This window comes from Agrobacterium sp. T29 (assembly GCF_006970545.1).
In the GTDB taxonomy this organism is placed as follows: domain Bacteria; phylum Pseudomonadota; class Alphaproteobacteria; order Rhizobiales; family Rhizobiaceae; genus Agrobacterium; species Agrobacterium leguminum.
The window spans coordinates 2,114,084-2,131,470 of sequence record NZ_CP040640.1; the positions used below are offsets into that span (position 1 = coordinate 2,114,084).

Below are 17,387 nucleotides of genomic sequence, written 5' to 3' on the forward strand. Positions count from 1 at the left end.
GACCGAATTACTGCCCGTAAATATTGAAGCTGAAGTACTTCCTGGTGATCTCGTCATATTTGCCGCTGGCGCGCACGGCGGCGATTGCCGCATTCAGCTTGGCCTTGAGTTCGGTGTCTTCCTTGCGCAGGCCGCCGGAAACGCCGAGACCGAGGATTTCCTTGTCGTCGGCGACATCACCCATGTCGGCGCAGCAATCCTTGCCCGCATCGCTCTTCACGAAAGCGTCGAGAACAATGGAATCGCCGAAGACGTAGTCGATGCGGCCGGCCGCGAGATCCTGAAACGCCTCGTCCAGCGTCTGGTAGGTCTTCTCATCGGCGACACCGGCGAAATATTTCTTGTAATATTCGGACTGGATCGTCGCCACCTGAATGCCGATGGTCTTGCCCTTGACGTCCTCGGCCGTCGCACCCGCCTTTTCGCCCTTGGCGCCGATCAGCTTGCTCGGCGTGTTGTAATATTTATCGGTGAAATCGATGATCTTCTGACGCTCTTCCGTGTTCGACATGGAGGACCAGATAACGTCGAATTTCTTCGTCTGCAGCGCCGGGATGAGGCCGTCCCAGGAGAGCTCCACGATCGAGCATTTTTCCTTCATTTCCGCGCAGACGGCGTCCATGAGATCGATTTCCCAGCCCTGCCACTTGCCGCTGGCATCCTTGGCGAAGAAGGGCGGGTAGGCCTCGTTCATGATACCGAAGCGCACCTCGGCGCTGGCGGTGAAGGCGGAAAACGCAAATGCCGTTCCGGCAAGCAGCGTGGCGAAAAATTTCATTCAAGTCTCTCCTGTTAAAACGGACTGTCAGGCAAAAGGGTCAATTGGCGAGCGCGCCGGTAAATTCCCGGCAGCGGGCGCTCAAGGGGTTTCCGAACACCTGCGCCGGCGGCCCCGCCTCCTCCACCCGGCCCTGATGCAGAAACACGACCTGCGAGGATACATCGCGCGCAAAGCGCATTTCATGGGTAACGAGCAGCATGGTGCGACCTTCCTCGGCCAGATCGCGAATGACCTTCAGAACCTCGCCCACCAGTTCCGGATCGAGCGCCGAAGTGGGCTCGTCGAACAGCATCACCGCCGGCTCCATGCAGAGCGCACGCGCAATGGCGGCGCGCTGCTGCTGCCCGCCGGACAGGAATGCCGGATAGGCGTTTTTCTTGTCATAAAGCCCGACCTTGTTCAGCAGGGCTTCGGCCTTTTCAACTGCCTCCTGCCGCCTGACGCCGAGAACATGAACGGGCGCCTCGATGACGTTTTCGAGAACGGTGCGATGGGCCCAGAGATTGAAATTCTGGAACACCATGCCGAGGCCGGTGCGCAGTTTTTCCACCTGCCGCCAGCTTTTCGGCACGGCCTTGCCGTCGCGGCCGGTTTTCGTGGCGATTTCCTCACCATTGACGATGACGCGGCCGCGATCCGGCGTTTCGAGAAAATTCATGCAGCGCAGAAAGGTGCTTTTGCCGGAACCGGAAGACCCGATGATCGAGATGACATCGCCCTTGTGGGCCTGCAGCGAAACGCCCTTCAAAACTTCATGCGTGCCGAAGCTCTTGTGGATGTCATCCGCCTCGAGCGCGCAGGCGCCTGTATCTGCCATCGATTGACCTAGCCGATCCGTTTTTTCAGTGCCGCCGCGCCAATAGCCGGGGTTTCCGCAGTGCGACGTGCACAATAACAAAGACTTGAGCCGCGCATGTTTAGCGAAAATAGCCGCAGACGCGCGCAACAATCGGCTCTTTTACATATTTATGACGAAAAATCATTTCAAAATATCACCTGGAGCGAACGACAGGGGAGGCCTGCCCCCGCAGCGGTGTCGGGGCAATGCCCGCTCCACCGCCGGCTCTCTCCGGTTCCCCCTCCGCCTCGTCCTCCACGAGGCTGGCATTGGCCTGAAGATGCAGGCCCATCACGGCGACGATGAGGAAGAACCAGACGAAGCCGGTGCTGAGGAAAAACAGCGTTTCCAGAAAGCCGTAGAGCAGCACATAAAGCCATACGCCGACATAAAGCCGCGTCAGCGGACTGTTGCGCGTGGCCTCGTTCATTTTGCCGAGATAGTGCAGCGGCAGGAGATAGATCCACACCATCACCAGCACCAGACCCGGCACGCCGCCGGCCAGCAGAAGGTCGAAATAACCATTGTGCGAATCCGGCGCGGTCGTCGCCCAGGTATTGTTCTCGGTGAAACTCGACATCAGGGCGTCGCTGCGCCAGAAGGCCTGATAGCCGTATCCCAGAAGCGGGCTTTGACGGATGTAATCGATGGCGACGGTCCAGATATCCCTTCTGCCGGTAAAGCTGGCATCGAGCCCCAGCTTCGTCAGCATCTGCGAAAAGACGGGATCGACCGTGGTGCCGACGGTCACCAGCGCAAAAACCGCCAGAAACAGGGTCACGACCGTATAACGCCAGCGCGGCCAGCGCAGGATGAACCAGCCTGCCGCAATAATGATCGGCATCAGCCCGAGCGCGGTCTTGCCGCCCGACTTGACCAGAAAGACCAGCGACAGCAACAGCACCGACAGCCCGCCGATGAAGGACCAGCGCTTGCAGAGATAAATACCGACTATAATCAACACCGCCATGACCGAGGCGGCCTCGTTCTTATGGCGGAAAACCCCGCGCCAATCCCCCGCCAGCAGAGGCTCCAGCGCATCGCTGGCCTGATGGATCGAGCGCGAGGGCAGCACGGTGATTCCGAAATAGCACAGGAACAATATGATCAGGGCGCATGTGGCAAGCAGCGTCGTGAAATGCCGCTCGGTGCGCGGCAATTGCAGGAAGCCGCCGGCAAGCACGCAGATGATGGCGCACATGACCAGCCGCCTGAGCGAAAATAGCGGCGCTTCGCCCGCAAGCGAGGTCAGGACAAACCAGCCGAAAATCGCCGCCATCAGCAGGCGCGGCATGAAGAGGATGGAAAACGACCGCTCCTTCGCCATGAAGGCCAGGAAACTGAAAAACAGGATAATCGCGGTCAACTGGTTGAGCAGGTTGGACCCGGCCGCCATGGCGGAGCCCTGATAGGTCGATGAGAGCGAGATATAGGGCGAAAAGCCGACCGTGAAAAACAGGAACGTCACGTAAAACAACGCGTCCCGCCAGTAGCCACGCCCCTGTTCGCCATGCGCTGCATCCATAAGGGGTTTTTCTCTCCCTCTTTCCTGAAGCCACCCGCATTGAAACTCGTGCTTCGCATATTCGATAATACGAATATCCCGCGCAAATCCTATTTTTTAGTTATCCATTATGCACGGGAAAATAGCACCGCGATTGTGCGCTTTTCCTCGGGAAATCGGAGCCCGGAGACAAAGGACAAGACGGAAGCTTGCCAAAATTGACGCCAGACCCCAAAAAATCGCCTACAAAAATTTATCATATTTCATCCAAAGGTTGCTTGCTTGAGCGTATTTTGCTAACCTCAACCGATGCGGCTTATACAGATTAATATATTGATATTAATATGATTTATTCCAAATCCGATACTTTCGATCCCACCGGATTGCAGGTTTTATATCTATATTAATACATTCAAATATACGCTGCCTATGGTTGATTTCGTCAATGCACAAAAGGTGGGGGCCGACGGTGGACGTTCCGATACACACCCATATGGACGATGGCGATAGCGGTCACTTGACACAACGCCCGGTTCAAATCGGTGTGTCCGGCATCCGCCCCATGCGCAGGGAAGACGTTCCGGCTGTCGAGGCCGTGCTCAACAGCGCTTTCAGGAAGACCGGGCAGGAGCGGAACTTCGATTTCGGCTCCTATATCGAAAAACTGTTTTTCGGCAGTCCCGCCTTCAGTCCGGAAAACGGCAGCGTTATCTACGATGCCGGGGAGAACGGGGTCACCAGCGTCATCCTCGCCGTGCCCATGCGCTTCGTTGCGAATGGAAAAACCATCACCGCACGGCTGCTCTGCGCCTTCGCATCGGACGGGAAACGCGGCGCACTCGGCGCAGCGCGTCTGTCCCGCGGCATGCGGGCCTCCAAACACGACATGTTGTTCTCGGATACGGCTTCACCCGTCAGCGCCGATCACTGGGTGGCGACCGGCGGCAACATGCTGCCGATTGAAAGCCTGCAATGGCACAAGGCGCTCAAGCCCTTCTGCACCATCGCGCTGCGCATGCCGCGCCGCTCGAAACTGGCCAAAACCACGCTGGCGCTCACCGCGCTCGGATTTGTGGATGGAATCCTGCGACGGTGGAAAAAGGGTCTGAGACCGCAGGAGGCCGCCGGCGCCACGGTGAGAACCGTGGATTACGAAACCTTCCGACACAGGGCGCTCGCGATGATCGAGCGTTTTTCCATTCGCCCGGAATGGTCTCACGAGGAATTCCACTGGCTGATAGAGATGAGCAGGACCAATGAAAGCCTCGGCGAACTGAAAGGCGTGGTGATCGAGAATGCCGAAGGCCATGCCATGGGCGCTGCGCTGTTTTTCGGCCAGCGGGGGAGAACGGCCTATGTGCTCAATCTCGTCTGCGATGCCGGTTGCGAAAACGATGTGCTCAACACCCTGTTCCGCCATTTCGATGACGAGAACTATGCCCATGTCACCGGCATGGCGCAGCCCTTTCTCATCAACGCGCTTTACCGCCAGAACCACATGAGCTTCCGCCATGACGGTTATTTCTGCATGGCGACGCGCGATGACGCCCTGCGGGAAAGGGCGCTGGCCGGCGACATCTATATTGGCGGACTGTGCTCGGAGAGCTGGAGCAAGCTCATCACCGACTATTGAGCCCCCCGCCCCGCCTCACGACGGAAAACGGATCGAAACCCTCAAGCCTTGCTGAACCGTCCGACATTGGCCGAGATGAGATGGCGCAGCGCTTTCGCATAACGTTTGGAGCGCGTCTTGGCCGCCAGCGCGCTGGTCCAGTCCACCATCGACCCGTTAATATCGAAATCGCCGAGCTGGCCTTCCGGAATATCGCCCTTTTCGATGCGCTCGACGATGGAGGCCAGCGCCGCATAAAATTCCGGCGAGCGATAGGGCGGATGCAGTGAATACATGCCCTTGCCCGTGCCGAGAAAATCGAGGCGATAAACACCCGTGCGCATCATGTTCGTGCTCAGCACCTCCTCGGCGGGCATCGAGACAGGCTGCTGGTTATAGGCATAGGAGCGGATGCGCCGTTTGACATCGGGCCTGAGCAGTTCCAGCGAGCCGATGCGTTTCGCAAAACGTTCCATGTCGATCATGAAAAGCCGGGTGGAAACGGTGGCGAAACGCCAGGTGGGAATGCGCGACGGCAGCTTGCGCGGCGCAGGTATGTTCTTCACGCCGGGCATGCCGACATGGCGGGAAATATCCAGATCGCCGCGCACCGTCGGCGGCCCGGAAAAGGGCGTGATGCACAGCGCATCCGGATTGGCCTTCTGAAGTGCGATGGCCTCGCCGAACCAGCTCTGGCTGCCGCCGCCGAACATCATGTCGCTGTCCATATGCAGCACATAACGGGCACTGGCGCGCTTCAGCCCGTAGAAATAGACATGGAAAGGCCCACCATCGAAAGCCTTGGCGGGATAGGGGATCGGCGAGCGGGGAAAGAAGGTTTCCGTCACGGCGCTGCGCGCCGCATCGCTGTAATCGACGATATCCACATGCAGATGCGGATAATTGGTCTGCATTTCCTCCAGCATGTCGAAGAGACGCTGGCGCGCCGCATCGAAACCGTTGCCCTTGTAGCGGCCGGCCCCCACCTGGCCCGTATCGACGGTGAGGAGAATGCGGTCCACCTGTCCGCCCCAGACCCTGAGCTGATGCGGCAGGGTCAGGGCCGCATGCGGGGCATCGAAGGGGTGCAGGTTGATTTGCAGCGCCTTTTGCACGGGAGGAAGCGGCATTTCAGCATTCATAGTCATGCACCACGGTTCCGGAATTCATTGATGATGGCCATCATGGGTTTTTGGTTGAAACTCCAGTCCAGCGGCAGCGGCCGGTTGGCGGTGCCGTCCCGGCGCGGATAGGCCCAGCGGATCCAGCTATATTGATCCGAGATGCCCCATGTGGTGATGGAGGAAAGCGCGCCGCCCGCGGAAGCCGCCTCCAGAAACTCGCGGACCTGGCCGTTGATCAGCATATCGCGTTCGGCCTCCGGCGCGGGCAGCGTCTGGTCCATCACATCCAGCTCCGTTACCAGAACGGCAAGACCATAACTGCGCATTTCCGCCGTGAAGGCGGCAAGCTCGTCCTTGGCGATCGGCCAGCCGCCGCGCAAATGCCCCTGCAGGCCGACCGCGTTGATCGGCGCGCCCTTCTCCAGCAGTTCGAGAATGAGATTGCGGAAGGCCGCGCGCTTGGCCGGCGATTTCTCGGCGGCAAATTCCACGTCATATTCGTTGAGCACGAGCTGCGCCTTCGGATCGACGGCATGGGCGATCTCGAAAGCCTTCTTGATGGCGTCCGGCCCGGCGCCGTAATACCAGGCATCGCGCCGCGCGCGCACATTGCCCGGCACGTCGGGGATCGGCTCATTGACCACGTCCCAGCTATGGATCACGTCCTTATAACGCTCCATCACCGTGACGATATGGGTCTCCATCAGCTTCTCGACCTTCACGCCGCCGCCGATGCTCGCAAGCCAGGGCGCGTTGGAGGCATACCAGATCAGCGGATGGCCGTGCATGGAAAGCTTGTGCTGACGGGCGAAATTGGCGATTGCATCGGCGGCGGCGAAATCGAATACCTCCGCCGAAGGCCGCAGGACCTCCCATTTCATTTCGGTAACGGGGGTGATGCGCGAGCAATATTTCACCACCGCTTCGCCGATGCGGCTATCGGCGGTGAGATCCGGCAGGTAAACGGCCGCGCCATACGGGGCGGTTTTGCTCGCCGCTTTCTTCTGCGCGGCAAAGGCCGGGCCGGCCACGGCATGCAGCAGGCCAGCGCTTGCCGCACCGCCCATAAAATTCCGCCGCCCGATCCGCATGCACCCGCCTCCGCAACCTTTATTCCCAAAACATAACATTCCGATCATAGGAAAAGGATATTAAAGATTTGCAAGGTTAACCGACGTTATACCACGTCATAATTGGCCGGACCCGCTTAATGCGGTAGTAACTTCGCTGTGCGAATTCTTGGCCCACGCCGCATGGAGTTTGAAGTCTTGGTTTCCGTTTCGATTGTCATTCCCGTTCGCAATGGCGAGCGTTACATCGTGGAAGCGATCGAAAGCGTGTTGCTGCAGGGCGAGACCATCGGCGAAGTGCTGGTGGTCGATGACGGCTCCACCGACACCACCGCACAAAAGGTGGAAGGTTTTTCCGACCCTCGCGTCAAATTGCTTGCCCGGCCGCAGGGAAGGCAGGGCGTTTCCGCCGTGCGCAATTTCGGCCTGTCACAGGCGCGCGGCGAATGGACGATGTTTCTCGATGCCGACGATCGCCTGAAACCGGGCGCCATCGCGGCCCTTTGCGCCGGCATTTCCGGGCCGGATGTCGTCGCCGTCTATGGCGATTACGAGCGCATCGATGAAAACGGCGTCAAGATCGGTCGGCGCAACCTCATTCGCCGCCGGGAAAAACCCGATGGTTTCATTCTCCAGCCGCTGCTCGGCGGCAACTTCATCGTCAATGGCGGCATCATGCTGGTCAGGACCCGCACCTTTCAGGAATTCGGCGGTTTCGACGAGACTTTGCGTTATGCCGAAGACTGGTATGGCTGGTGCAGGCTCGCCGCCGCCGGCCGTTTCGTTTACCTGCCCGGCTGCCATGTGCTGGATTACCGCGTGCACAGGACGAGCGTTATGATGAACCGGCTTTTGACCTTCCGGGATTGCGAACCGGCAATCGAGGCCGTGTTTTCCGACCCGGCCATCGTCGCTGCCGTTTCGCCGCCGGAGCTGCGGCGGCTTCGCCGCCGGTCCGAAAACCATATGAATGCCTATACCGTGGCGCAGGCTTTCCGCGCCCGCCGCTACCGCGAGGCCTTTTCGGCGCTGGCCGATACCTTCCTCAATCGCCCGCGCCAGAGCCTCAGGGCCGTCGTTTTTTCCGCCGCAGCGCTTGCCGGAATTTAGGAGTTTCCATGTCCGAGATCATGCCGGAAGCGGTGGTGTGCATTCCGAGTTTCCGCCGGCCGGAAGGCCTGAAAAAGACGCTTCGATCGCTCGCAGCCCAGAAGGTCGATTTTCCCTTCGCCATCGTCGTGGTCGATAATGACGGCGCGGGCCAGGCGGGTCTTGCGGTCGCGCGCGCCTTTTTCGCCGAAAGCGGCATGGCCGGCGAGGCATTGGTCGAACCGACGCAGGGCAATTGTTACGCCATCAACACCGCCTTCCGCACCGCCCGGCAAAGCTATGCTGCGGCTGAGTGGTTCCTGATGATCGATGACGACGAGGCCGCCTCCCCCGTCTGGCTTGCCGAAATGGTTTCGGCGGCGAAATCCTTCGGCGTCGATATCGTCGGCGGACCGGTCAACCGGGAATTCGACGCACCGGCTTCGAAGGCGGTTCTCTCGCATCCGCTGTTCGGCTCCATCGAAGCGCCGACCGGCCCCGTCGAGCAAATCCACGGATCGGGCAACTGCCTGATCTCACGGCGGGTTTTCGAGACGCTAGCGAAACCGGAATTCGACGTGCGCTTCAACTTCCTCGGCGGCGGCGACATGGATTTCTTCACCCGCTGCCGCAAGGCCGGTTTCAAATTCGCCTGGAATGCGCAAGCGCTCATCATCGAATATGTGCCGGAAAACCGCATGGCGCCGCGCTGGATCATGGAGCGCTCGCTCCGCACCGGCATCATCAATTACAGCATCGACCGCGCCCGACGCCCGGGCCTTAAAGGCGGGCTGCTGCTCGCCGCCAAAAACGCCGTCAGCCTGTGCCTGTCTCTTGTCCGCGCCGTTTCCGCCTTCGTGAAAACCGGAACCCTGCTGCCAGCCACGCATCCGCCGTTGATGTCCATCGGCCGCGTGATGGCAAGCCTCGGCATTACGCTCACGCCCTACAAGGCGCCGGCGAAGAAGAGCTGAAGCGGGATAGCTTCGGCTCAGCTAAGGGTTTTTTGCCTGCCGAGCGAGATCGTATTCGTGAACCGTTTCTGGAAACCGAACGACGACAAGGCCGTCGCGAGGACGAGGAGCGGCACGAGCACCGGCCAGAAGAAACAAAGGACAATGCCGGTGACGCGATAAAAATCCCAGTCCTTGCCGCGGCGGGCGCCTTCGATATAGGTCATGGCGAGAGAGGTAACGGTGCCAATTCCATATATGAAAAGAGAAATGGACGTAATCACCATTGGTGGCCTCAATAAATCTATGATTCGAATAAATTTGTAATATTGATGCAGTGTAGCGCAGATGTTCGCAGTTGCAACGGATTTCAGCGACGCAGCGCATCCATTCAATACGTTAGGAAAATCTTATATTGTCGGGCGGGAGGCGCAGGCGCGCTTTATTCTTCGCGCAGCAACGGCTTGTCGCGATGATCTAGCGACCTTGTCCCGAAGCTCCGAAGCGATACTTCAGCAGCGAATATATGGCGATAGGATTGGTCAGCAGGTAACGTTTTCCGAGCCGCTTCGGCTCGAGCATGGCCCGGTAGAGCCATTCCAGCCCCATATCCTGCATCCATTGCGGCGCCCGGCTGTTCTTGCCGGCGAGGAAATCGAAAAGGCCGCCGCAGGTCTTGATCACGGCGATACCGGAAAGCCTGTCCAGATTGCGCGAGACGAAACGCTGCTCCAGCGGTATGCCGAAGCCCACCCAGAGAATATCCGTCCCGGATGCCGCGATATCGGCGAGGATCGCCTCTTCCTCGGCCCGGCTGAAATAACCGTTGCGCCGCCCCGCAAATATGAGGCGCGGATAAAGCCTCTGCATTTCCTCGACCGCCGCGCGGTTCACCTCTTCGGAGCCGCCGAGGAAATAGAAACGGCTGCCCGTCTCTTCGGCACGCTTCGCAACCGCATGAACGAGATCCGTGGTCGCAACCCGTTCTCTCAATGCCTTCGGGCAGAATTTGCGGGAAAAGATCACCAGCGACATGCCATCGGCATGAATCTGGTCCGCCTGCCGCAGCATGGCGTCGAATTCCCTATCGTGATGGCAGAGCGCGATGACCTGACCGTTTGCCGATGTCGAATAAAACGGTCTTGCACCGGCCGCACGCGCCGTCGTCGCGCGCAGGATGAAATCCCGCGCCGTTTCGTCGATGGTCGCGTCGGTAATGGGCAACGCCGCAAGCGGAATAACCGGCCAGACCTGGCCAGTCCCCTCCGCATCCGGCATCTCTCTCCCTGTCATAATCTGTCCGGTGTCCAAGATAGGCATCGTTTCATTGTTATATTCACGCTTATGCTTAGGGTATAAGGCTTCAAACACTACGAAGAACTATCATTAATATTTTTATAAATCCCCGTATGCGGCAGCCATTTTACACGCCTGAAGGTTGTGCGCCACATTTTCTGCCTATTCCGGTTTTCCAGCCGATGGGTTAAGGGACGCGGAAATCAAACCACGGAAGGGCTCCGGCCATGGAAACAATCTCGATCGACAATCGCGGCGATTTCGGCCTCTGGGCGATAGAACGGGCGAAAGAAATCGTCGCCAACGAAGCGTCAGACCTTGCCATTTCGGTTCGCGACGGTGACGAGGCGGGCATTCGCGATGCCGGCAATGCGCTGGGCGCGGCCATCGCCGCAGCGCTGCTCGAAGTTTATGACGGTCTGATTTCGGAAGAATAAGGCGACACGCAGCCGCTTTGTCTTACCGCGCCGCAACATCCGCGTGATCGTCCCGGCGAAGATAACCCCAGAGGCCGAGCGCCACGGCAATTGCCAGACCAAGGAACAGGCCGCCCATGCCACCGGCAATCAGGAACGTCAGCTTGCCGGGCGGCCAGCTTCTGGAATTGGGCGCAACCGGCTGCGAAATCACCCGCACATTGGTAGAATCGATCGACTGCTGTTCGGCAAGCTGGCGCGAGCGGGTGAGATAAGTCTCATAGATCGCCGCCGCCGAGCGGGCGTCACGATCGAGATCACGCAGCCGCACCTGCGCCTCATTGTCGGTAAAGACATTGGCGCGTTCCGCCACCGCTTTCAGCCGCAGGGCATCGAGTGAGGAGCGCGCCTCCGCGACATTGATCTTTGCCGCTTGAAGGATACGCCGCGCCTCATCCGCCATTCCCTGTTCCAGCATCGCCCGCTCCGCACCCGCGGTCGCAAGACGCGGATGGCGCGCGCCATAGGTCAGCGTCATCGCACCGATCTGCTGTTGCAGCGTGCTGTATTGCGCGCGGATCGTATTCATCGTTTGGCTATCGAATATGGCGTCGCTCTGGGTGCGGTTCTGCGCAATCGCCGCCTCCATCTGCTTGAGGCGCGATTCTTCCTGAATGAGGCGCTGCTGGGTCGCAAGCACCTGAGCGTTTAGCTCACCGGAAGCCAGATTGCTGACGAGCTGGCCGTTATTTTCCTGCAGGCCGTTCTCGCGGCGGAAATCGGCCACGCGCTTTTCGGCGGCGGTCACATTCTCGCGCATTTCCTCGAGCCGCTTCCTGAGATCGTCAACGACGCGTTGACTGCTGTCGGAGTTTGTCTGGAATAGCTCGCTTTCGAAAGCCTTCACGATGGCCTTGGAGACAGTCACCGATTTTTCCGCGTCATTGGTCCAGACCGAAAGCGTCACGACAAAGGAGCGCGGGTCGCGTTCCGCCGCCACCCGGTCGCCGAGCGAACGAAGCGCGCCGACCCGGTTGTCGTCATCTTGCGGTTTCGATGAGAACATCGCCTTCAGCCGGGCGAGCGGCGGCGGACTGATGAATTCAGGATCCTTATCGAGCTTCAGCTCGTCCACCACCCGCGCCAGCACGTTGCGCGAGGTGATGGTGCGCAGCTTGCTTTCCACCTCGAGAATTTGCGTGTCGCGCTGCTGGTTGGGCGAAAACACCCCGTCATTGACGACATTCAGGTTGGAGGGATTAACGACGATATCCGTATAGGCCTTGTAGCGCGGCGGCGTCATAGAGGCATAGGTCAGCGCGCCGGCAACGCAGAGAACGATTGCCAGCACGATCCAGACGATGCCTTTGCGAAGCCAGAGGATGACGTCATCCACACCGATCCTGTCGATATGTTTCAGGCCCGGCAGCGCAGCCGCCAGACTGCCGCTCGGCGAAGCCGCCTTCACCGGTGTCTCGGCCGCAGCCGGCTCGGCAACGGTCTTCGCCGGTTTCGGCTCCAGATGCTCCTTCAACACCGTGCGCTCGAAAACCTCGTCCTCATCCACCAGATCGTCCAGCAGGGAACCATGGGTTCTCGCGGCAGGCGCCGTTTTTTCATCGAGCGGACGTGCCTGCTTATGTCCCGCCTTTTGAAGCCTGTACATCAGCCAATCCAACTCGAACGAACCACAAAAAGGCCGGCAACAGAGGGTTCCCATCGTCGCCAGAGCCGCTATCGACGGACAAGTTTAAATATGACGGGTGAATTTTAGGTTACCCGCATCAGTCCCGCCATCATCGCCTATTCGCGGCCACGTTGAAAGGGATGATTGACTCGAATGGATCGATACGGTTCTTTCAACCGTTATATTTTTGCATTATCCATTTGACCCTCAAAGATTTTATCGAAACGGAGTTTGGAATGAGCCTGAAATTTGGAACGAGCGGCCTTCGCGGCCTCTCCGTCGATCTGAAAGGAAAAGCCTCGGCCGTCTATGCCACGGCATTTGCGAGGCACCTTCTCACATCGGGCCAGGCAAAGGCGGGCGATCCCATTCTCGTCGGCCGCGATTTCCGCGATTCGAGCCCGGATGTTTCCGCCACCTGCATCGCCGCGCTCAAAAAAGCCGGCCTGACCCCGTTCGATTGCGGCACGGTGCCGACACCGGCGCTGGCGCTTTACGGCCTGTCGCTGAAGGCCGGCGCGCTGATGATCACCGGTTCGCATATCCCGGCCGACCGCAACGGCATCAAGTTCTACCGCCCGGACGGTGAAATCGACAAGCAGGACGAGACGGCGATCGCAGCTCTTGCCGCCGAAATCGAAGCGGAAGGCATCAGCGACGAAGCGGCGACCGCCGAAGACCATTCCGCCACCGCAGCTGAACTTTTCTACGAGCGCAACATCGCGCTGCTGCCGGAAAAGGCGCTCTCCGGCCTCAAGATCGGCGTTTACCAGCACAGCACGGTGGCGCGCGATCTGTTTGTCGACGTGCTTGCCCATTATGGTGCGGATGTCGTTCCGCTCGGCCGCTCCGAAACCTTCATCCCTGTCGATACCGAAGCGGTCTCGCCGGAAACGCTGGCCCTTCTCAAGAAATGGTCGCCGGAGCACGGTCTCGACGCCATCGTTTCCGCCGATGGCGACGGCGACCGCCCCCTGCTGACCGATGAAAACGGCGTGCCGCTGCGCGGCGACCTCATCGGCCTGATCACCGCCAATTTCCTCGGCGCCGGTGTGGTCGTCACCCCCGTCACCTCCAATTCCGGCATCGAGGCGAGCGGTTCGTTCGACGTCGTCCGCACCAAAGTCGGCTCCCCCTTCGTGATCGCGGGCATGGCTGAGGCGCTCGCCGCCGGCAAGAACGGCGTCATGGGTTTCGAGGCCAATGGTGGCCTGCTGACGGCCTCCGCCTTCACACTTAACGGCAGGGCGCTTTCGCCGCTGCCGACGCGTGACAGCTTCCTGCCGGTTCTCGCCGTGCTGCTTCTCTCGGCAGAACAGAAAAAGTCGCTGTCGCAGATCGCCGCCGCCTATAACCTGCCGGTCGCCGCCGCCGACCGCCTGGAAAATTTCGCGCAGGAAAAGAGCGCCGCCCTGATGACGCATCTGCGCGCCTCGCGCAGCAATCTCGAGGCCTTCCTCGCACCGGTCGGCACCGTGAAGACGCTGAGCGACATCGACGGCCTGCGCGTCGCGCTTACCGATGGCAGCACCATCCATTTCCGCCCTTCCGGCAATGCTCCCGAAATGCGCTGCTACGTCGAAGCGGCCAATCAGGATGAGGCCGAAACGCTTCTGGAAAAGGGACTCGATCTCATCCGTAATTTTGGGTGAGAGTGGATGCCGCATACGCGATGGTGTAAGCTGCGCGCATGAAGAGAACGGACGCAATAAGGAAACTCAAGCGCCACGCCCATGCAGTGAAAAGCATGGGCGCGACGTCTCTCTATCTTTTTGGATCGACGGCCCGCGATGAGGCCCTTGCCTCCAGCGATCTGGACATCTTCATCGACTATGATCCGGGCCGCCGTTTTTCGTTGATCGATCTCGTCGGTATCAAGCAGTTTCTGGAAGAAGAATTGGCCGTGGAAGTCGACGTGACGACACGCAACAGCCTCCACCCGCTGCTCCGGAATGACATCGAGCAATCCGCCGTCCGGATATTTTGATGACCAGACGCAGGGTCGGGCCGGTTCTCGCCGAAATTCTGGAGGCCATAAACGGCATTGAGACCCACACCGCAGGTCTGTCACTCGCTGATTTCCAGCAAAATTGGCTCCTTAAACTCGCCGTGCAACGCGCCCTCGAAATCGTTTCCGAGGCGTCCCGTCACCTACCCGATGACTTGCTGGAGCTTACGCCGGACGTACCGTGGAAACAGATTCGCGGAATCGGCAATATTCTGCGTCATGAGTACCACAAGATCGCGGATGACGTCGTTTGGGCCGTGGTCACCGAACATGTGGCGCCGCTCAAAATCGCTGTTGGGGCTCTTCAACGATCCGTCGAAAATGAAAACTGAGGACTTATCAGCGCGGTGTCGCAAATGTCGCACCCCGCCCGTGCCCTGTTGCTCTTCCGGCTCCATGGAGCGATAAGGACCGGAGGGCCACAAGAGGCGGATTATGAGCGGCGAGACCATTACCCTTTATGAAGCGATCGGTGGCGATGCGACCGTCAGGGCGCTGACCCGGCGTTTCTATGAATTGATGGATACCCTGCCCGAAGCGGCGCATTGCCGCGCCATCCATCCGGCCGATCTTTCCGGCAGCGAGGCGAAGTTTTACGATTATCTGACGGGATATCTTGGCGGACCGCCCGTTTATGTCGAGAAACACGGCCACCCGATGCTCCGCCGCCGCCACTTCGTCGCCCCTATCGGCCCCGCCGAGCGGGATGAATGGCTGCTCTGCTTCCGCCGCGCCATGGACGAGACCATCGAAAATCCGAAGCTGCGCGAGATCATCTGGACACCGGTCGAGCGGCTGGCCTTTCACATGCAGAACCAGGAGGCGGACAGCCAATGACCACGCAGAGCGCGACCGTCGCAAGCCTGCCCCGCGAAAGATTGCGGGCCTTCATTCTGTTGCTGGGCGGCCTGCTGGGCGCGGCCGGTGTGATGCTTGCAGCCGCCGCCACCCATACCGGCGAAACCTATATGCTCGGCAATGCCTCGGCCATGGCGCTGGCGCATGCGCCGGTGTTGGTGGCGCTCCATATCGGCGCGGATCGTATCAGAACCGCCATTCCCGCGGGCCTGATCCTCGGCCTCGGCACCGCGGTCTTTGTCGGCGATATCGTCACCCGGCATTTTTCCGGCCACAGCCTGTTTCCCTACGCCGCACCCACGGGCGGCCTCGGCATGATCGCCGGATGGCTGGTACTGTGCGCCGGGGCATTTCTGAAGCCGAAGGGCTAGAGCGCGTCCGGTTTAAACCGAACCGTCGGACGTGCCCTACTTCTCTGTTTTACGCATTTTCCGGACGTAAAACCGCGTCGCACTTTGACTGGAAATGCTTCAGCTTTAGCCCTTACGCCGCGTCCAGCGAAACGAGAGGATATTGCGGCCCTCTTCGGCCGCCGCGCCGATCTCGAAGGACGGCGTTTCACCGGGCTGGCGGGTACGCAGATAGGGAAAAGTCACAACATTGCCACCGCTTCTGGCAAGGCGGTTGCGCCTTTCGCGTTCACCGATGATTTCATAGATATCCGTCAGGGCCGGATCGGCGGCCTGTTCGGCCATCTTGTGCAGTTCCACACGGCAGGCTTCCGCCGGCGGCTCTTCACCCTTAAAATTATTGCGCTCGTCGCTCATCGCTGGAGGTCCGTTCATTCATGGTCTGCAGCGCCCGCTCCAGACTGGATTTGCTGCCATTGCGCAGCGGAATGAACGTCTTGCCGAATTTCTTGCAACCGGACTTCACCCGCAGACACGCATCGTGGCTGATACAGTCAATCGGGCAGAAAACGCAGTCGACGGAGGGAAGCACAGTATCGATGCGCGAGACGGCTTCACGCAGGCCGCCATCGTGATGAATGAGCTCCGCGCCGAAATTGCTGGCGATCTGGCGAAGATGCGCAACCTGACAGTCACGGCCGCCGACATAAAGAAAGCTTTTCGGACCGGAAAGCTGCTGTTCGGCCACATCCCGCTCGGTCTGGGGAGCGCCCTTGCCCTGCTTGCCGCCACGTTCGGCCTTCTTCTTTTCCTTGCGTGCCATTCCCTCACCTGCCGGTTGATTTTTCAATGCCCCGGACGTTCGGGATGCCGGCACCATAATAAAGATGAGTTTTGGAGTAAAGTATAAAGGTGATAATTTTCCTCATGTTTTGACATAAAGAATCGATCACATATTCGAGAGAATGGTTCCGTTCAGCCGTTTATCCGCAATCCGCCCATGAAAAGCTGCTCCAGATGCCGGGCCGCATCCTCAAAACGGCCCTCGCCGCCATTCTTCTCGCCCAGCACTGCCCGCACCTGCACATCGAAATCCGCATAATGCTGGGTGGTCGACCAGATGGAAAAAATAAGATGATAGGGATCGCATTTGGCCATCCGCCCGGCCTTCACCCAGGCGCGGATGACCTCGGCCTTTTCATCCACCAGTTGTTTCAGCGGCCCTTTCAGCTCATCTTCGATATGCGGCGCGCCCTGCAGGATTTCATTGGCGAACAGGCGGCTTTCACGCGGGAAATCGCGCGACATTTCCAGCTTGCGACGAATATAGGAGCGGATCTCGCTTTCGGGATTGCCTTCGGCATCGAAAGCGCGCAGCGGGTCGAGCCATGTGTCCAGCACCCGCTCGATCAGCGCGCGATGCATCGCCTCCTTGGTGCGGAAATAATAAAGCACGTTCGGTTTCGACATGCCGGCCGCCTCGGCAATCTGGTCTATGGTGGAGCCGCGAAACCCGTTTGTGGAAAAAACACTGAGCGCGGCTTCAAGAATCGCTTCCTGCTTTTCTTCCTGAATGCGGGTCCGCTTCTGTGTTTTCGCTGCGCGCGGTATGGCCATTCTCAGCTCTCTGTTTCTTTTCCATGCAATTGCCGTTACAGTATGCTTAAAAAATAATCTACGCGTACAGTTTAGGCAAAATTACTGCGATTCGTCACGAAAATCCCTTGCTGACGCCACCGCGAATTTGCAATGTTTACCAGCCGGTCAATTTATCCCCCATCGCCATCACAAGGCAATGGCT

The 17,387-nt window shown here is 59.3% G+C and carries 19 protein-coding genes and 1 pseudogene; 9 read left to right on the forward strand and 11 right to left on the reverse strand.

Annotated elements, in window-relative coordinates; translation table 11 throughout:
* Positions 1 to 7: 7 nt before the first annotated feature.
* The 3 genes from FGF54_RS10700 to uppW form a co-directional block, all read right to left on the reverse strand.
* Positions 8 to 778, reverse strand: a complete 771-nt coding sequence (locus FGF54_RS10700; protein ID WP_020808862.1) for a transporter substrate-binding domain-containing protein — start codon at positions 776 to 778, stop codon at positions 8 to 10.
* A 40-nt stretch (positions 779 to 818) separates the two neighbouring features.
* The gene (locus FGF54_RS10705; RefSeq protein WP_020808861.1) at positions 819 to 1,598 is read right to left on the reverse strand and encodes an ABC transporter ATP-binding protein; all 780 of its coding nucleotides are present in this window, start codon (positions 1,596 to 1,598) and stop codon (positions 819 to 821) included.
* A 175-nt stretch (positions 1,599 to 1,773) separates the two neighbouring features.
* Positions 1,774 to 3,144: a Wzy-type polysaccharide biosynthesis protein UppW gene (gene uppW, locus FGF54_RS10710; RefSeq protein WP_142779643.1), complete on the reverse strand. Its 1,371-nt coding sequence runs from the start codon at positions 3,142 to 3,144 to the stop codon at positions 1,774 to 1,776.
* A gap of 541 nt (positions 3,145 to 3,685) precedes the next feature.
* Between uppW and FGF54_RS10715 the strand changes: the two genes are divergently transcribed.
* A complete protein-coding gene (locus tag FGF54_RS10715) occupies positions 3,686 to 4,756 on the forward strand; it encodes a GNAT family N-acetyltransferase (protein WP_168208130.1) in 1,071 nt (356 codons plus the stop codon).
* A gap of 41 nt (positions 4,757 to 4,797) precedes the next feature.
* On the opposite strand, the gene uppG is transcribed toward FGF54_RS10715, so the two are convergent.
* Together uppG and uppI are read right to left on the reverse strand one after the other, a co-directional pair.
* Complete coding sequence (gene uppG / locus FGF54_RS10720; protein ID WP_168208131.1) at positions 4,798 to 5,877, reverse strand: polysaccharide biosynthesis glycosyltransferase UppG; 1,080 nt, start codon at positions 5,875 to 5,877, stop codon at positions 4,798 to 4,800.
* A 2-nt stretch (positions 5,878 to 5,879) separates the two neighbouring features.
* On the reverse strand, positions 5,880 to 6,950 hold the full coding sequence (uppI, locus tag FGF54_RS10725; RefSeq protein ID WP_142779645.1) for a polysaccharide biosynthesis UDP-hexose transferase UppI: 1,071 nt from the start codon (positions 6,948 to 6,950) through the stop codon (positions 5,880 to 5,882).
* 177 nt (positions 6,951 to 7,127) lie between these two features.
* On the opposite strand from uppI, the gene uppH reads away from it, so the two are divergent.
* Positions 7,128 to 8,039 (forward strand): polysaccharide biosynthesis endo-1,4-beta-xylanase UppH, encoded by a 912-nt coding sequence (uppH, locus tag FGF54_RS10730; RefSeq protein WP_246666942.1) that lies wholly within the window; start codon positions 7,128 to 7,130, stop codon positions 8,037 to 8,039.
* Positions 8,040 to 8,047: 8 nt separating this feature from the next.
* Complete coding sequence (uppJ, locus tag FGF54_RS10735; RefSeq protein ID WP_142779646.1) at positions 8,048 to 8,992, forward strand: polysaccharide biosynthesis UDP-hexose transferase UppJ; 945 nt, start codon at positions 8,048 to 8,050, stop codon at positions 8,990 to 8,992.
* 17 nt (positions 8,993 to 9,009) lie between these two features.
* Here the strand turns inward: uppJ and FGF54_RS10740 are convergent, their stop codons facing one another.
* Together FGF54_RS10740 and uppL are read right to left on the reverse strand one after the other, a co-directional pair.
* Entirely contained in the window at positions 9,010 to 9,258 is a 249-nt protein-coding gene (locus FGF54_RS10740) for a hypothetical protein (protein ID WP_168208063.1), read from the reverse strand.
* Positions 9,259 to 9,448: 190 nt separating this feature from the next.
* A complete protein-coding gene (gene uppL / locus FGF54_RS10745) occupies positions 9,449 to 10,249 on the reverse strand; it encodes a polysaccharide biosynthesis UDP-hexose transferase UppL (RefSeq protein ID WP_003520571.1) in 801 nt (266 codons plus the stop codon).
* A 245-nt stretch (positions 10,250 to 10,494) separates the two neighbouring features.
* Here uppL and FGF54_RS27210 point away from each other — a divergent pair, with 245 nt between their 5' ends.
* On the forward strand, positions 10,495 to 10,704 hold the full coding sequence (locus tag FGF54_RS27210; RefSeq protein WP_003509414.1) for a hypothetical protein: 210 nt from the start codon (positions 10,495 to 10,497) through the stop codon (positions 10,702 to 10,704).
* Positions 10,705 to 10,726: 22 nt separating this feature from the next.
* On the opposite strand, the gene uppM is transcribed toward FGF54_RS27210, so the two are convergent.
* Complete coding sequence (uppM, locus tag FGF54_RS10755; RefSeq protein WP_168208064.1) at positions 10,727 to 12,349, reverse strand: polysaccharide biosynthesis protein UppM; 1,623 nt, start codon at positions 12,347 to 12,349, stop codon at positions 10,727 to 10,729.
* A 257-nt stretch (positions 12,350 to 12,606) separates the two neighbouring features.
* Here uppM and uppO point away from each other — a divergent pair, with 257 nt between their 5' ends.
* From uppO to FGF54_RS10785, 5 genes are all read left to right on the forward strand, one after another.
* Positions 12,607 to 14,022, forward strand: a complete 1,416-nt coding sequence (uppO, locus tag FGF54_RS10765) for a polysaccharide biosynthesis phosphomannomutase UppO (protein WP_142779647.1) — start codon at positions 12,607 to 12,609, stop codon at positions 14,020 to 14,022.
* A gap of 38 nt (positions 14,023 to 14,060) precedes the next feature.
* Positions 14,061 to 14,357, forward strand: coding sequence for a nucleotidyltransferase family protein (locus FGF54_RS10770; RefSeq protein WP_003520575.1), 297 nt, complete (start codon positions 14,061 to 14,063; stop codon positions 14,355 to 14,357).
* Positions 14,357 to 14,710, forward strand: coding sequence for a DUF86 domain-containing protein (locus tag FGF54_RS10775; RefSeq protein WP_142780215.1), 354 nt, complete (start codon positions 14,357 to 14,359; stop codon positions 14,708 to 14,710). The genes FGF54_RS10770 and FGF54_RS10775 overlap by 1 nt, the downstream gene beginning before the upstream one ends.
* A gap of 103 nt (positions 14,711 to 14,813) precedes the next feature.
* Complete coding sequence (locus FGF54_RS10780; RefSeq protein ID WP_059754443.1) at positions 14,814 to 15,215, forward strand: group II truncated hemoglobin; 402 nt, start codon at positions 14,814 to 14,816, stop codon at positions 15,213 to 15,215.
* A complete protein-coding gene (locus tag FGF54_RS10785) occupies positions 15,212 to 15,607 on the forward strand; it encodes a DUF423 domain-containing protein (protein ID WP_168208065.1) in 396 nt (131 codons plus the stop codon). The genes FGF54_RS10780 and FGF54_RS10785 overlap by 4 nt, the downstream gene beginning before the upstream one ends.
* A 105-nt stretch (positions 15,608 to 15,712) precedes the next feature.
* Here FGF54_RS10785 and FGF54_RS10790 read toward each other — a convergent pair whose 3' ends face one another.
* The 3 genes and pseudogenes from FGF54_RS10790 to rutR all read right to left on the reverse strand — a co-directional run bounded on the left by FGF54_RS10790 (position 15,713) and on the right by rutR (position 17,203).
* Complete coding sequence (locus FGF54_RS10790) at positions 15,713 to 16,003, reverse strand: hypothetical protein (protein ID WP_142780217.1); 291 nt, start codon at positions 16,001 to 16,003, stop codon at positions 15,713 to 15,715.
* Positions 15,984 to 16,307: pseudogene (locus FGF54_RS10795) on the reverse strand (DUF2325 domain-containing protein); the annotation flags it as partial. The gene FGF54_RS10790 and the pseudogene FGF54_RS10795, both read right to left, overlap by 20 nt.
* 254 nt (positions 16,308 to 16,561) lie before the next feature.
* Positions 16,562 to 17,203, reverse strand: a complete 642-nt coding sequence (rutR, locus tag FGF54_RS10800) for an HTH-type transcriptional regulator RutR (RefSeq protein ID WP_003520582.1) — start codon at positions 17,201 to 17,203, stop codon at positions 16,562 to 16,564.
* Positions 17,204 to 17,387 lie beyond the last annotated feature (184 nt).

Bases quoted from the DNA above. Each gene is read 5' to 3' on its own strand.
- FGF54_RS10700 (WP_020808862.1), bottom strand. From the start codon at position 778: ATGAAATTTTTCGCCACGCTGCTTGCCGGAACGGCATTTGCGTTTTCC.
- FGF54_RS10705 (WP_020808861.1), bottom strand. From the start codon at position 1,598: ATGGCAGATACAGGCGCCTGCGCGCTCGAGGCGGATGACATCCACAAG.
- uppW (WP_142779643.1), bottom strand. From the start codon at position 3,144: ATGGATGCAGCGCATGGCGAACAGGGGCGTGGCTACTGGCGGGACGCG.
- FGF54_RS10715 (WP_168208130.1), top strand. From the start codon at position 3,686: ATGCGCAGGGAAGACGTTCCGGCTGTCGAGGCCGTGCTCAACAGCGCT.
- uppG (WP_168208131.1), bottom strand. From the start codon at position 5,877: ATGAATGCTGAAATGCCGCTTCCTCCCGTGCAAAAGGCGCTGCAAATC.
- uppI (WP_142779645.1), bottom strand. From the start codon at position 6,950: ATGCGGATCGGGCGGCGGAATTTTATGGGCGGTGCGGCAAGCGCTGGC.
- uppJ (WP_142779646.1), top strand. From the start codon at position 8,048: ATGTCCGAGATCATGCCGGAAGCGGTGGTGTGCATTCCGAGTTTCCGC.
- FGF54_RS10740 (WP_168208063.1), bottom strand. From the start codon at position 9,258: ATGGTGATTACGTCCATTTCTCTTTTCATATATGGAATTGGCACCGTT.
- uppL (WP_003520571.1), bottom strand. From the start codon at position 10,249: ATGCCGGATGCGGAGGGGACTGGCCAGGTCTGGCCGGTTATTCCGCTT.
- FGF54_RS27210 (WP_003509414.1), top strand. From the start codon at position 10,495: ATGGAAACAATCTCGATCGACAATCGCGGCGATTTCGGCCTCTGGGCG.
- uppM (WP_168208064.1), bottom strand. From the start codon at position 12,349: ATGTACAGGCTTCAAAAGGCGGGACATAAGCAGGCACGTCCGCTCGAT.
- uppO (WP_142779647.1), top strand. From the start codon at position 12,607: ATGAGCCTGAAATTTGGAACGAGCGGCCTTCGCGGCCTCTCCGTCGAT.
- FGF54_RS10770 (WP_003520575.1), top strand. From the start codon at position 14,061: ATGAAGAGAACGGACGCAATAAGGAAACTCAAGCGCCACGCCCATGCA.
- FGF54_RS10775 (WP_142780215.1), top strand. From the start codon at position 14,357: ATGACCAGACGCAGGGTCGGGCCGGTTCTCGCCGAAATTCTGGAGGCC.
- FGF54_RS10780 (WP_059754443.1), top strand. From the start codon at position 14,814: ATGAGCGGCGAGACCATTACCCTTTATGAAGCGATCGGTGGCGATGCG.
- FGF54_RS10785 (WP_168208065.1), top strand. From the start codon at position 15,212: ATGACCACGCAGAGCGCGACCGTCGCAAGCCTGCCCCGCGAAAGATTG.
- FGF54_RS10790 (WP_142780217.1), bottom strand. From the start codon at position 16,003: ATGAGCGACGAGCGCAATAATTTTAAGGGTGAAGAGCCGCCGGCGGAA.
- rutR (WP_003520582.1), bottom strand. From the start codon at position 17,203: ATGGCCATACCGCGCGCAGCGAAAACACAGAAGCGGACCCGCATTCAG.